Origin of the sequence: Bacteroides sp. MSK.18.37, from assembly GCF_019129155.2 — a bacterium.
Classification (GTDB): Bacteria; Bacteroidota; Bacteroidia; order Bacteroidales; family Bacteroidaceae; genus Bacteroides; species Bacteroides ovatus.
The window spans coordinates 1,766,980-1,780,205 of sequence record NZ_JAHOIB020000001.1 but is presented as its reverse complement, the minus strand read 5'-3'; the positions used below and the strand labels follow the sequence as shown (position 1 = coordinate 1,780,205).

The 13,226-nt window shown below is 43.1% G+C and carries 11 protein-coding genes and 1 pseudogene; all 12 read right to left on the bottom strand.

The window, feature by feature from the left end; genetic code table 11:
* Positions 1-171 precede the first annotated feature (171 nt).
* Positions 172-942 carry a metallophosphoesterase gene (locus KSX81_RS07395; protein WP_007837351.1) on the bottom strand — a complete coding sequence of 257 codons (771 nt, stop codon included), beginning with the start codon at positions 940-942 and terminating at the stop codon, positions 172-174.
* A complete protein-coding gene (locus KSX81_RS07390) occupies positions 939-1,718 on the bottom strand; it encodes a hypothetical protein (protein ID WP_005812861.1) in 780 nt (259 codons plus the stop codon). Before KSX81_RS07390 ends, KSX81_RS07395 begins: the two co-directional genes overlap by 4 nt.
* On the bottom strand, positions 1,706-2,677 hold the full coding sequence (locus tag KSX81_RS07385; RefSeq protein ID WP_005812863.1) for a hypothetical protein: 972 nt from the start codon (positions 2,675-2,677) through the stop codon (positions 1,706-1,708). Before KSX81_RS07385 ends, KSX81_RS07390 begins: the two co-directional genes overlap by 13 nt.
* A gap of 156 nt (positions 2,678-2,833) precedes the next feature.
* Positions 2,834-3,733 (bottom strand): toprim domain-containing protein, encoded by a 900-nt coding sequence (locus KSX81_RS07380; protein WP_005812865.1) that lies wholly within the window; start codon positions 3,731-3,733, stop codon positions 2,834-2,836.
* Positions 3,734-3,933: 200 nt separating this feature from the next.
* Complete coding sequence (locus KSX81_RS07375; protein ID WP_005812867.1) at positions 3,934-5,040, bottom strand: AAA family ATPase; 1,107 nt, start codon at positions 5,038-5,040, stop codon at positions 3,934-3,936.
* A 2-nt stretch (positions 5,041-5,042) separates the two neighbouring features.
* The gene (locus KSX81_RS07370; protein WP_005812869.1) at positions 5,043-5,384 is read right to left on the bottom strand and encodes a helix-turn-helix transcriptional regulator; all 342 of its coding nucleotides are present in this window, start codon (positions 5,382-5,384) and stop codon (positions 5,043-5,045) included.
* Between the two features lie 43 nt (positions 5,385-5,427).
* Positions 5,428-5,796, bottom strand: a complete 369-nt coding sequence (locus KSX81_RS07365) for a helix-turn-helix domain-containing protein (protein WP_004320284.1) — start codon at positions 5,794-5,796, stop codon at positions 5,428-5,430.
* Positions 5,797-5,929: 133 nt separating this feature from the next.
* On the bottom strand, positions 5,930-6,484 hold the full coding sequence (locus KSX81_RS07360; RefSeq protein ID WP_021935591.1) for a hypothetical protein: 555 nt from the start codon (positions 6,482-6,484) through the stop codon (positions 5,930-5,932).
* Between the two features lie 410 nt (positions 6,485-6,894).
* The gene (locus KSX81_RS07355) at positions 6,895-8,142 is read right to left on the bottom strand and encodes a site-specific integrase (protein WP_005812874.1); all 1,248 of its coding nucleotides are present in this window, start codon (positions 8,140-8,142) and stop codon (positions 6,895-6,897) included.
* Positions 8,139-8,705 carry a hypothetical protein gene (locus tag KSX81_RS07350; RefSeq protein WP_005812876.1) on the bottom strand — a complete coding sequence of 189 codons (567 nt, stop codon included), beginning with the start codon at positions 8,703-8,705 and terminating at the stop codon, positions 8,139-8,141. Before KSX81_RS07350 ends, KSX81_RS07355 begins: the two co-directional genes overlap by 4 nt.
* A 215-nt stretch (positions 8,706-8,920) precedes the next feature.
* A pseudogene (locus KSX81_RS07345) lies at positions 8,921-11,230 on the bottom strand (glycoside hydrolase family 3 N-terminal domain-containing protein); the annotation flags it as partial.
* A gap of 98 nt (positions 11,231-11,328) precedes the next feature.
* Complete coding sequence (locus tag KSX81_RS07340; protein ID WP_217726021.1) at positions 11,329-13,224, bottom strand: RagB/SusD family nutrient uptake outer membrane protein; 1,896 nt, start codon at positions 13,222-13,224, stop codon at positions 11,329-11,331.
* Between the last annotated feature and the right edge of the window lie 2 nt (positions 13,225-13,226).

Here is a 13,226-nt window from a genome sequence, read left to right as displayed (position 1 = left end):
ACTACCTTTTCTTCAATCTTAAACCGAAATGACTTTCCGCGGAGCCAAATCTTAACTCTAATTTTGATTACACTCGCAATCATACTCAAAAATCAAACTCGAAAGGCACAAAAAAAGCCCTTCCGATAGGGAAGAGCTTGTAAAGAGGGTGGATGAAAAAAATGTGGATGGCTATATGGTCAGGTACTTGCCATGGGAGAAGTCCTGATGTTCGTTAGAGAAAACATAGCCCAACTGGTTGGACAAGCATTGGGTGTTGCCTATCCTGGCATCGATGTTGGTGTGCGAATGTCCGTATATCCAATAGTCTATGCCGCTATCGGTGATATAGTCCTCCAACTCTACGGTGAACGCCACGTTTGCCTTGCTGCCTTGAAACTTTGGGTGGAGCATACGGAACGATGGTACATGATGGGTGACAACAATCTTATGGGCTGCTTGCGAATATGCCACTGCATCCTTGATAAAGGTGAGGCAACGTTCATGCTCAGCATTGAATTGGGCATGGGTCATCAGCTCACCTTTATATAATATACGGCGGAAGTCGCTTATCACTTGCTCGGTGAAGTAAGCGTCCTCCAAAGGAATCCTCGACCAAAGGGTGGAGAGGATGATGTCGGTGTCGCCAATCCTCGCAATACCGTTGTAGTGGCTGAATACATTGGGACGTACCTCCAAGAGATAGCCGTCGGGCAGTGTCGCCACATCATAATATTTGTAGAACTCATGGTTGCCCATGCAGCAATGCACCTCCTTGTAGTTCTCCGATGCCCAGTCCCAAAAGGGATGCTTGGAGTAGTTGTCATCGCCGAGATAGCCGATGTCGCCGGCAAGCAGCAGTATGTCGCCCGTCACCTCCAAGGGGTGGGCTTTCAGATACCGCCAATTGTCGGCAAACTCCAGATGCAGGTCGGATGCGTATTGTATCTTCATATTGGTCATGCTTCTATAAACAATTCATCCAGTTGATCTAACAGTCCGGTCACAAATGCCTCGTCTTGACCGAGTGACTTTGACAATGGTTCTGCGAGAGTTGACCAGTCGGCTCTGATGGAGGCGACAAACTCCCTTATACATGCCACTATTGAAGCAGGAGCCTCAATGTTGTCCTCAGTCATTATGACCACATTTTTCAGGATGTCCGAACGGTGCTTCTTGATGTCTTTGGTGTTCACATGCTTGCCGTCCCGCTTGTCTGCCATGAGATTTAGGTAGGCTCTTGCCTTCAGTGCTATCAAGGCAGCGGAATTGGCATGGCGTATGCCATCAGTCAGTTGGCTGTGTGCGATAGTAAAGTGATAGTAATCATCGTCCATGATGATGGCACTAAGACTCGACACATCTTCATCGGTCGGGATAGGTTCTATGACAAATCCCTTTGGCTCTCCAAGCACGTCGGGGTGGCGTGACAGCAGTTCTATCATCTCGGGATAGCCGTCTTTACCATCAAGGAAACGATACATTTCATACCTTGGTGGCTCACCAGCCTCCTGTTTCCTCTTTTCAGGTCGATAGCCAGCCTCCCGCACAAACTGCCAGAAGCGATTGGCGAAAGCCTCGGTCATGTTCTCTACGATGACTATCATGTCGATGTCGTGTGTGGCGCGTGGACGCACCACGGTATTGGTCATGGTGATGTCACAGGCTGCTCCGCCTATCACCACATAGTTTTCTGAGTATTCCGCAAATGCTTCACGGAACTTGACTAATCCTTCCATTTCTGTTCACTGATTATTCGTTCTACTTCTTTTTCTACTCTCGGATCATCATCATCTCTCAACGAAAGGACAAGGGAAAGGCGATCAACCCACTGGCTTTTGTCGCCCATTTTGCTGACAACAGGGTATTTCCATACCTCTATGATATAGTTGCCGTCATAGATGTTGGGATTCTCCATGACATCAGCCGACTTGACGGCACGATATTCCTTGCTTGTCATCATTATCATCTCTTCCCGGTCACGATTAAGCATGGAATAATGTGCCAGGGCATTGATGCCGCATACGGGGTATTCCGCATCCAAGCGTATGTCATCGCAAAAGATGCGGTTCTCCACAGGTGACAGCAAGACGTTCTGAGCCTTGTCCCACAGTTCCTTGCCCTTCAACTCGAAGTGTACCACCTTGCTGCGCTGTCCGTTCTGAATCTTTTGACACAGTCCTACATCTTCAAGACAGGTGACACCCAACGTGACGCTTTCGTAAGAATATGGAAGCAACGGTGCAATATCCCTTGGCGACATTCCTTCAATACTGCCCACCTGTAGGTGATAGAGTAGTATGTATTGCGCCACAGGGGTCAATACTTCGGCAATCTTCCTGTTGCTTGTCTTCTCCAATGCTATGATGCCTGGCAGATGGGCATATTCCTCGGACATGACAAAGAAGACTCCTTTGTCTGCCAGTCTGTGTCGCTCGTAGGTGGGTCCGGGCGCAAGGATAAACACCGCAGGCAGTCCCAGGGCTTCGGTCAACCGCTTGCCCGTGATGGCGCAAGTCCGTGGAGAGGGATTGCCCTTCTTGGGCTCAACGAACAGCAGGGGCGTGCCTTGGTATGTGCCATCATAGAAACGGTATGAGAGTTTCTCGCCAACCGTGATGCCTTTCAGGCTTTCCTTGGCACGAGGTTCCACCTCAAAGCGTCTGCCCAATATCCTTATTTCTTTTTTCAATTCCATTCTGCTACATTTTAATAATGTATTAAAACGATGCAAAAATAAGGATAATAATTGAGAATCAAGCATGTTTGGGCGAAAAAGTGCAGATTTGATATGTAATTTCAATGCATTTGAGCCATTTTTGCATCAAATGATGGTGTTTTCGTCTTTATAATGTCATTCAGATGCCGTTCGTTTCTTCCTCATCAGATAGTCGTTGACATCCTTGTAGTCGGCATATCTGAAGGACTCGTCCGTCACCCTGTACTCGAATACATTGCTGATGCTCTCAACCGTCTTGCGTCCTGCCTGGTCGTTGTCGAGGAAGCAATGGATGTGGGTGTAACGGTCAAGGTAATGCAATGCCTGTTTGAGGTTGGCGACTGAGTTCAGTATCATATAGTCGCAAGGGCTTTCAACGACAAACCATCGGTCTTGCTGTTTAACGAGGGTCATATAAGCAAGGAAGTCCATGAAGCCCTCAAAGACCAGACAACCGTTTTGCCACTCGTTGAACGTATGGGCAAGCAGGGTGATGTCCTTATGCCCGATGCAGCCCTTGAAATAGGGATTGCGCACCTCATGTCCTTCACTCAGATTGCCAAAGGCAATGCCATAGTAATGTTTTTGCTCAACCTTGTAGTGTATCTCCCTGCAATACATCCTGCCAATGGTGATGTCTATCCGTCGGCTACTGAAATAGGACAGCAGAGAATGGTTGCTCAGTGGGAGCAGCTTCACATCGTTCATCTTGGTTGTCGTGTATTCCTTGGCTGCGATAGCGGTCTCGATTGCCTTATCCACAGTGGCAATACTCTTGGACGCAAGGTAGGCAAGGGCATCGGAAACGGATTGTTTGTTATACATACGCTTTACCAGCTCCACAAGGTCACCGCCCTCCTTAATGGCGTAGTCGTACCACAGGTTCTCCTTCTTGCTGACCTTGAACGATGCGGTCTTCTCGTCCCTGAAGGGTGACAGATACCAGTAGGCATTGCCCTTCTTCTTTTTCAGCGTTACATTCTCCTTGTCTAAGAAGTCTATAATGCTCAGTTTCTTCGATTGTTCAATATTCATTGTACTTTCATTTGTTCGGTTTTACTTTGTCCATGGAAACAGTTTACTTTACCCTTTCTCCTATATAGGCACACCCGTAAACTAAACCATTTGCTAAACTACTTTTCCGCTTCCCAATTCAGCCTCCGATTTCGGTTTACTTTGGCCTTATTTCTTATATATAGGTACGGACGTAAACTAAACTGGTTTCTGAACTGTTTTTATTCCTCTTCATGGAACAGGTCAATCTCGGCAGGTGTATATCCGAAATAGTAATGATTATCCCGCTTCACTATGAGCTTTTGCTCGTTAATCAGGTATTTCAGCATTTTGATGATGACGCTTCTGCCACGCTTAAAGCCAATGTCTGCATAGGCTTGCGTTAATTCCTCCACCATGCGATCGAATCCTTTGATAGGTTTCTCCTTGAATGCAGCCGTCAGCGCCTCGTTATGCTGTTCGGATGTCAAGTCTTGGTAAGTAAACCTTGACGGTTGCTTGTCACCTTCTTCCTTCTCCGGCGTGTGCTCGACAATCTCTGGCAACCCTTCCTCATTGACTGTAAAGGCAAACGGCTTGAACTCCTTCTCACGGATGTGCATCGCCTTCACCTCGCTGATGTCGGGATTGGTGGTGCTCTTGGTGATGACAAGCACCGTCTCTGCCTTGTTGTTCATCTCCGTACCGATATGCCCGCGCACGTTATTGTCGCCCTTGTTCTGATGCAATACGCAATGGATGTGCAGGTCATACTTTGATGACCATTCCATCATCTTGTTGATGACCTCGACCGATTCTCCCGCATTGTTGATGTCGAGAAGCAGGTCTCTGATTCCGTCGATGATGACCAGTCCATAGCTTTGGTCTTGGGCAAGCGCATAGTCTATGACCTCTATCCTGACGGAGGGCGTGTACTCTCTCAGACAGATAAAGTCAAGGTTCTCGTTGTCGATGCTTGTAGGTAGACCAGCGAGCTTCAGGATGCGCTCCAGCACATTATGGCAGTGATAGCGGCTCTGCTCCGTATCTACATACAGTATCTTGCGTTTCCCCTCTGGCAGACTGGCGCGATAGTTCAGTACCTTGCCGTTGGCGAGGGAAGCGGCTACCAAGGCAGACACGTTGAAGGTCTTTTTCGCCTTTGCCTTACCAGTAGAAGCACTGAAGTTGCCCAATGTGGCTATGCTGGAATTATCAACCCATATAATCTGAGGAGGTGTTTTATAAGTATCTGTTGCCTTTATCAACGATTCGCTCAATATGCGATTGAGACGCTGTACTCCTTCCTCTTTTGAGTTAGGCTGTACATGTTTGTTATTTTCTTCCATTTTCATTCTTTCGGATTATCAATTTCTATTTTCGTTACCATTCCAATGACCTCTTGTTTGTTTTGGAGCAGCCACTTGTCGATTTCTTCTCTATTAAAATACAGCATTTTTCCCCTTGGCTTATAGTGTGGAACTTCTTTTGCGGCTGTAAGTTTGTATAGCAGGCTTTCAGAAACACCAATATACTTACATGCTTCGTCAAACCCCAAGACGGTTTTGGTCTGCTTGACCATCTTCTCCAATTCCTCGATTCGCTCTATTAGTTTGTCAATAGGTCCCAAAGCCTCCAAACTGTCTTCTATTGCGACAATTCGCTCATAGAGTCTAAAATGTCTTTCATTCATGTGTCACGTACCTTAATTAAATTGTTTACAGACAGTAGCACGGTTATATTAGCCGTCTATTCTTTCTTTGTGTAGATAGTACATATTCCTCTGCTTCTCTTTGAATCTCGTTCTTCGATTTGCCCTTGGTTCCTTGAAGCCATTCATCTATCTCAGATTTGAGGAACATGATGCGTTTGCCTCTCTTGTGAAACGGTATTTCCCGATTGCTTGTCCAGCAATATATGGTATGCTCTACCGGATGTGTTGGGAGATAAGCACATAATTCAGCAACCGTAAACCATGTTTCTTCTTTTTCTGATTGAACAAGTTCATATATACCATCAATCTTGTCTTCTAATGATGACAGCTTTTTCAGTACCCCCGTTATAGCGTTGGGAATATCTTCAAATCTTATACTATTTTCTTCCATGCTAATTATTTTTTATGATTTTTGATGCAAAGTTATGGGGAGACTGTCACTAAATAGAAAAAGTAACGTGATAGTAAGGCAGTATCAACCAAACTATCACGTTTTTACTTTCATTTAGCAGAATTATTGTGATTTATTCCTCTCTTAATATCTGTTCGATGGATTTGCAGATGGCATATTGACTTGCTGTCATGGAAACGTTTCTTCTTATCCTTGAAAGAGAAGAGGAAAGACAACTTGAAGTTATGAATTTCTCTGTTCCATCCTTTTTGATACTGGTTAAGAAGCGACCTTCTCCCATGACATATTGCCAATTATTGTTTATCAAATGGTATTGAGCCATAGCGTCAAACAGTACGGCTACATTACGTACATTCTTTACACGGATAGATGCGTCCAAGTCGCACTTGAATAGGCGACACAACTCGCTACGCACATCACTGTTGTCGGCAAAATCAAATATGTCGTGACTTTGGACAAGTTCTACCAACAAATCCATCTGTCTGTCTGACAATTGGCATCCCAAAGTGAGGATGGACGATTTCTTTCGGGTAAGGATTGGCAGACCAGTACCCACATGTTGAAGAAACAACTCAATAAGTTCCTGCTTGGAATAATCTTCTTTTTTCTTGATTATTGACACACACTTAGAGTCTCTAAACAAAGTACCAATAATGCCAATTGCCATCTGTCGCGAGTTCTTACAACGTGCACAATCACAGTCAATATATTGGTGACTGCGCTCAAATAGTTCTATGAAGTACTCTGTCTTCATATGATTCTTTTCAGCTTGAAGATACCAACTTCTTGCGATCTCAAACAACTCATACAGTTCTCTGTAGAAGTCTTCTGTACACTCCACATGTTTGTGGACACGCTTGCTCTCTTCAAAAAGAGAGAAGCCAAAAAAGGCTGTCTTTTTTCATTTTTATCTGTTTATTGTTATAAATGTTTGGTTTCCACGAAAGGTTAAAGTGCCAAAACAATAGCATCATTACATAGAATGTTGAAAATGAAAGGCACTAAAAACCACCTGTACAATAAAGGACTTATTGATACAAGTGGTCTTCTATACTAAGTGCTTACAAATGATAATCACTATTCATCTATGTCCAACTTAAAAGCTTCTGTAGCTTCATCTTTCTTCTTGTCAATTACTTTTGCGTAGATTTGCGTGGTTTTTACATTGGTATGCCCTAACATTTTGCTTACGGTATATATGTCTGTACCGTTAGCCAATTGTAACGTTGCATAGGTGTGGCGGAAGCAATGAAAGGTGATGTGCTTGGTAATCCCTGATGCTTTTACCCACCGTTCCAAAGGCCTAGATATCCATGAAGGGTCAGGCAGTCCGGCAAACACCAACAGTTCTCCGTCTTTCTTGCGCTCACCGCAAAGCTTGTATGCCTGTGGCGATATAGGCATGTATTCAACGCCCTTAGTCTTCTGCTGAGTGAAATTGAGACGGTACCCACCATTGTATTCTTCAACCTCTGACCATTTAAGCTTTTGAATATCGCTATGTCGCATTCCTGTCAGTGCAGAGAACAAGGCTGCCCGTTTTAGTATATCATCACACGGAGTCTTTGCCAATATATTAAGTTCTTCCAGTGACAGATACTCTCTTCGAGCACTCTGAAACATGATATTTTTAGCCTTGGCAGCAATATCACAATTCAGATAGCCATCCACGAAAGCTTGTTTGAGTGCCGCCTTGAAGATAGAGAAGTACGTCGATGCCGTATTCCTTGAAATAGTTCCTTTCTTAGAACCACCCTGCGGTGCCTTTATCAAGAAGGAACGGAATGCCTCAATATACTTCATGTCAATCTGCGAGAACTGTATGTAGTCACACTTGGCAAACATTGACAACAGTGTGTGCAATCTGCGCCAGTTGACAACTATCGATTCTGACGCAGTTTCCTCTCTTTCTTTGATTAACTTCTCAATATACTCCAGAACATTGCATTTTGAGCGTTCGCTTTGTTCTGCCATTTCCATTTGCTGGTCAGTAAAGAGAGCCATGTTGTCGTACTCTTTTTGACGCAGGACTCGAACGCCATCCGCATAAAGGCAAGTTTCCATATCTTGCTTGGATTTACACTGAATAACGCCATTGTCATCTCGCTTGGGCTTGTACTTTATTCTACCAGCAACGGCTCGCTCGCTTCGTCGTTTATCCCATATAGGGGTAGTAATAGACCTCCTGAGATATTCACGCACTCGTTTGGGTTTGTCATTTCCCGTCTCATAAACAGGATAAGCTTCAAGATAGATGAACCACTCATCTCTCCACTCACTTTTCTTTAATTTGACGGAGACTTTAGTATAATCTAATCTTTTCATAATGGTTTTATATCTTTATAAAGTTTGTCTATTGATTCCTTGTGAGCATACACATAATTACCGATTTGCCGGGTCGGTATTGAGTATTTTCGTATATGAGCATACACGGTGCTGTCATCCAGATGAAATTTCTTGGAAATCTCACCTATTGTATAGCAATCCTCTGGTTCCATGCGGTACATGGTAACTGGTTTCCTTGGCTTGGTGTCAAGCGGAGACTGTCTTAACGGAAACAGATTCATTAGTTCTCCTTTGCATACAAGTCGTATTCCTTTCTCTGGCTCAATGAAGGAAATCTTTTTCATGTAGATGAGCCTATAAATGGTTGAGCGGCTTGCACCAAACATAGCATACGCTTCCGTTATGCTGATATACTCTTTAGACTTGGGCATATTGCTTACAATCTTGTCCAGTTCAAGTTGGCGTTTTTCTTCATCATGCTTACGCTTCCACGCCACCTTGGAGCATTTGGGTGAACAATACCAGGACTCCAAAGTCCTTGCGAAGAACTCTTCTCCGCACACAGGACATTTCCGTACTATCTTATACTTTGCTACTGCCATAATTCATTCATTTTGTAGTTCTTAATATCTATTCTTCTCATCATATCTACTTTTTCTTACAGGTACAAATAAGGTACAGATGTTTATAATAATAACGCAAAGATAGCAATATTATTGTGTACGGCCAAAAACAAGAAAAGCGTGTAACTCATTGAGCTACACGCTTTCCATTTGATATTGTATTCTTATTTCTCTATGTGCTTATTTCACTTCCTCAAAAGCTGCAGATCCCGCGGGTAAAGCACAAACTCCACTTCACAGATTTCTCCGGGTTTAAGATGGATGCGTTTAAATCCCCTCAGCATCTTTTCATACGTAGTTATTGAGCTCAAAACATCGCGAAGATACAATTGTACCACCTCGTCGCCTGCATATTCGCCGGTATTTTTAACTTTACACCAGACTTTGACAGGCTCTTTAGCAGGTATTTCAGAAGAAGACAAACGAATATCGGAATACTTAAATGTCGTATAACTCAGTCCATAACCAAAAGGATAAAGAGCCCCGTTCACTCGCGTCATATTCCCCGTTACTCCTTTTTGGGTACCTCCATCTACCTGTGATGCAGGTTTGGCAGGAAAATTAAAAGGTATCTGTCCTACTGATTTCGGAAAGGTAACTGTGAGCTTACCTCCCGGATTATAATCTCCAAACAAAACGTCTGCCACAGCAATGCCTCCCTGAGCGCCGGGGTACCAGGCTTCCAGAATAGCCGGAACAAATTTGTCTGCCCAATTAATAGATAAAGGTCTTCCATTTATCAAAATAAGTACAATAGGTTTGCCAGTATTCACCAAAGCCTTTAATAAATGTAACTGCCGACCTGGTAAATCAAGGCTTGAACGAGACTTGTTTTCCCCACATGTTCGCACTCCGCCTCCCAATACCACAATGCCCACATCGCTCATTTCCACATTTTGAACAGCCTCGTTAATGGTTTTCTGTTCCTCTGCCGTTAAAGGATAATCAATAATCTCTGATTCCGGCCAGTTTGCATCCACCAAATCACATCCCTGGCTATAGACTACCTCGATTTTCTTCCCGACTTTATCCTTTATTCCCTGCAAAACGGTAGTGACATCTACTGCCAGCGGTCCATAATGACTTAATGCATACGATTTTTCATCTGCATTGGGGCCGCACACTGCTATCCGTTTGATCCGTGAAATATCCAAGGGGAGCAGGCTGTTCTGATTCTTTAATAACACAAGTGACTCACGTGACGCTTGTAAAGCCCACTTTTGGTGCTGATTGCTGTTGACACATTCATCAGCAAGTTCCGGATGCTCCTGGTAGGGGCGATCAAACAAACCAAGCATAAACTTTACCCGTAGAATATCCCTCACTCTGTTATCAATCACAGTCTCTCTTATACGCCCTTCCTTGACTAATTCCCGTAAAGGCAATACAAACGAGTCGGGAGACCGGAATGTACACCGTACATTTAATCCGGCCTCCACACTCTGACGGACAGCTTCTTTCATGCCACTTGCCGTGCCATGTTTCATGTACAAATATTCTACTGCGTCACTATCTGAAACAACATACCCCTGAAAACCAAACTCATCACGCAAACGCGTGGTCAACCAATAAAAACTACCCTGAATAGGAATACCGTCATAATCATTATACGAACTCATAACGCCCAGTAATCCTGCTTCCTGAATAACCCTTTTGAACGGATATACATGAATATTCTCTACTTCACGCCGCGACATTTGAGGGTCCACCCTTGACAACCCCTCTCTGGCTCCCTTATTATTGCTATAGGCAACATAATGTTTGGCTGTTGCTGCCACCTGATAATTTTTCTGCAATCCTTTTACCATATTGATTCCTAATTCCGCAACCAAGTAAGGACTCTCTCCATATACTTCTTCATAACGCCCCCAACGTTGATCACGCCCCACATCTAATATCGGTGCATATATATTGGTATATCCTAATAACCTGGCTTCTTTACCTGTTATTTCTCCTATTTTGTAAACTAACTCTCTATTCCAAGTGTGCCCTAATCCCAACTGAGTAGGGAAATTTGTCGCTTTATAACTCTCCACCCCTCTGATACCTTCATTTGTAAAATCCACCGGAATACCCAATCTCGTTTTTTCAATAAAAAAACGTTGTACCTCATTCAACGCCCAGGCGTGGCGAGAGGCCGGCCATACGTACTGGTTCTTTGAGGGGGGCATTCCCCATTGTTGAAATCCATTGAGATGCTCATCAATCGCACCTATCCCATCTTTCCATAGTTTCTGGCTCCACTCATCAGTAGGTAATTCATCCATTAATATTCTTTTATATCCATAAAGAGTAACCATCTGGCAGGTTTTCTCTTCCAATGTCATCTGCTTCAGCAAATCTTCAATCCGTTCATTGATAGCTGCCTGTGGATTTTCGTACAAATCCATTTTCCCGTTTTTATTCAGGTCTATCCAGCCTTTATGATAGATAGAATTATGTTGTGCGAATCCACAGGTTGCTACACTCAGTACTATACTAACTACTATTTTCTTCTTTGTCATACTCTTCATGAATATTCAATGTTACGATTCAGGTTTTGCAGGCATTTACTCATTGTATTATGGAAAATGCCTGCAACCCCCAATCTATATTCTATAACTTAGTTGTAATAAGGATTCTGTACTAAGTTAGGATTCTTATTAATTTCATTAATATCAATAGGCATTAGATATTGCCCTTTATGGAATGCCCGCGTCAGGTTCAATTCTTTCACCTGAAAGAACTCTTGATCGGTGTTGCCTAACGTGTTCAATCCTTTCTCCGGGATACCTAAATATTGTTCTGCAATTTTCCATCGGCGGATATCAAAGAATTTATGCCCTTCCAGATACAATTCGAGATTTCGTTCGGTCCGTACGATTTCTCTCATGCCCTCTTTGGTTTTATAAAAATCCGGGGTGCTGGCATAATTTTCCCATGCATCTTTTACCGTAGGTATACCTGCTCTTAGGCGTACTTTGTCAACATACTCCCGGGCCTGATCCAGTTTGTCCAGTTCAACCAAAGCCTCAGCATAATTCAAATACAATTCAGCTAAGCGGAACAATACCAAGGGGTAATTAACCGGACCATCACTGTATGCAGGATGACACCACTTTTTATTATTATACCCTGTTACGGAATAATTGGACGATTTATTTTTCCGACCCCCGAAATCATTGTTTCTTAGTTTTAGCAAAATGGCTTTCTTGGCATGGTCGGCACTCACGATAGCCCCATTGTATTTGGTTATTTCGTGATACCCATTATGAAAGCCTATCCATGCATAGAAACGGGGCTCCCTTTCTGCATGCAACTTCATACTGGTTCCTGTACTCTGCGAGTAATAATTATTCCCATCGTTATCAGGTGGAAGTTGAACAATCGAATAACGGTCTTCATAATCAAACGTTTTATCATATTCCATCGGAAGCCCGTTCTTAGTATAAAAAGACTCTACTGTTTGCAAAGTGGGACAAATACATCCTTGTACATCCTTTATATATGATTTTGTTTGTACAGGCATACTTCGCTGTTGCCACCCATAAACTCCCTCCTTCCGGGTATCCGCCCAGATAACTTCCGGGTTGTTTTCATAATCAAGTGTTGCATAACGAATTCTTCTTTGTGCTTTATTGGAAATGCTTGGCTTGGAAGCACTGGGTGTCCCGGCCTCCGTATCCCCATACAAATGAAATCCATACTTTTCTAATTGTTGAATAGCGTCCAAAGTTACATCTGCACATTTTTGCCATTTATCACGGCTATATTGTTGTGCTATCAAGTGGCGTCCATCTAATTTGCTCACAAAATCAGCGTACATATCACTATTCCCATTATATAACGGTGAAGCAGCATATAAGTACATTCGAGACCGCAAAGCCAAAGCTGTATATTTTGTTATTCTCCCAAAATCAGTCGATATATGTTCTTCCGCTAATCCAGGAAGTGCCTCATCAATCTTCTTGTCAATAAATGCAACAACCTCATCAAAACTGCTCCGCTCAGGAAATTCCGTAATCGGGATATTTTCATTAGTCAGTTTATCTATTATTACCGTAGGCCCATAACTACGCAAAGAAATGAAATGATAATAAGCTATCAGGAAGTTCACTTCCGCCTTATATCGTATAATTTCTTCGGGATTCATATTCTTGGTTTTATCAACTATAGCTAAAAACATATAACACTGCCTGATTCCTCTCCAAACATTTGACCAGGTTGTAGAAGTCATTTGTAAGCTGGTAGGGCTATAGTTCCCTTCATTGAAATAAGAAAAAGCCTCCTTTTTGAAATAAGTAGTTTCCTCGCCTTGAGTCCACCAATACGATTGATCAAGAATAGCCCGGTTGCTGGGCAAAAAGCCATAGCATGAAAAGAAGAAACCTTTCAATCTGTCTGGAGTTGAATACGTATCTTCATTGGATACTCTTTCATCTGGAACGATATCCAAATAATTGCAGGAACTAAATAATAGTACTGCAAGTAATGTATACATATAAAAAATCTTTTTCATAG

Bases quoted from the DNA above. Each gene is read 5' to 3' on its own strand.
- KSX81_RS07360 (WP_021935591.1), bottom strand. From the start codon at position 6,484: ATGGCAATTGGCATTATTGGTACTTTGTTTAGAGACTCTAAGTGTGTG.
- KSX81_RS07380 (WP_005812865.1), bottom strand. From the start codon at position 3,733: ATGAATATTGAACAATCGAAGAAACTGAGCATTATAGACTTCTTAGAC.
- KSX81_RS07365 (WP_004320284.1), bottom strand. From the start codon at position 5,796: ATGGAAGAAAATAGTATAAGATTTGAAGATATTCCCAACGCTATAACG.
- KSX81_RS07355 (WP_005812874.1), bottom strand. From the start codon at position 8,142: ATGAAAAGATTAGATTATACTAAAGTCTCCGTCAAATTAAAGAAAAGT.
- KSX81_RS07370 (WP_005812869.1), bottom strand. From the start codon at position 5,384: ATGAATGAAAGACATTTTAGACTCTATGAGCGAATTGTCGCAATAGAA.
- KSX81_RS07350 (WP_005812876.1), bottom strand. From the start codon at position 8,705: ATGGCAGTAGCAAAGTATAAGATAGTACGGAAATGTCCTGTGTGCGGA.
- KSX81_RS07385 (WP_005812863.1), bottom strand. From the start codon at position 2,677: ATGGAATTGAAAAAAGAAATAAGGATATTGGGCAGACGCTTTGAGGTG.
- KSX81_RS07390 (WP_005812861.1), bottom strand. From the start codon at position 1,718: ATGGAAGGATTAGTCAAGTTCCGTGAAGCATTTGCGGAATACTCAGAA.
- KSX81_RS07340 (WP_217726021.1), bottom strand. From the start codon at position 13,224: ATGAAAAAGATTTTTTATATGTATACATTACTTGCAGTACTATTATTT.
- KSX81_RS07375 (WP_005812867.1), bottom strand. From the start codon at position 5,040: ATGGAAGAAAATAACAAACATGTACAGCCTAACTCAAAAGAGGAAGGA.
- KSX81_RS07395 (WP_007837351.1), bottom strand. From the start codon at position 942: ATGACCAATATGAAGATACAATACGCATCCGACCTGCATCTGGAGTTT.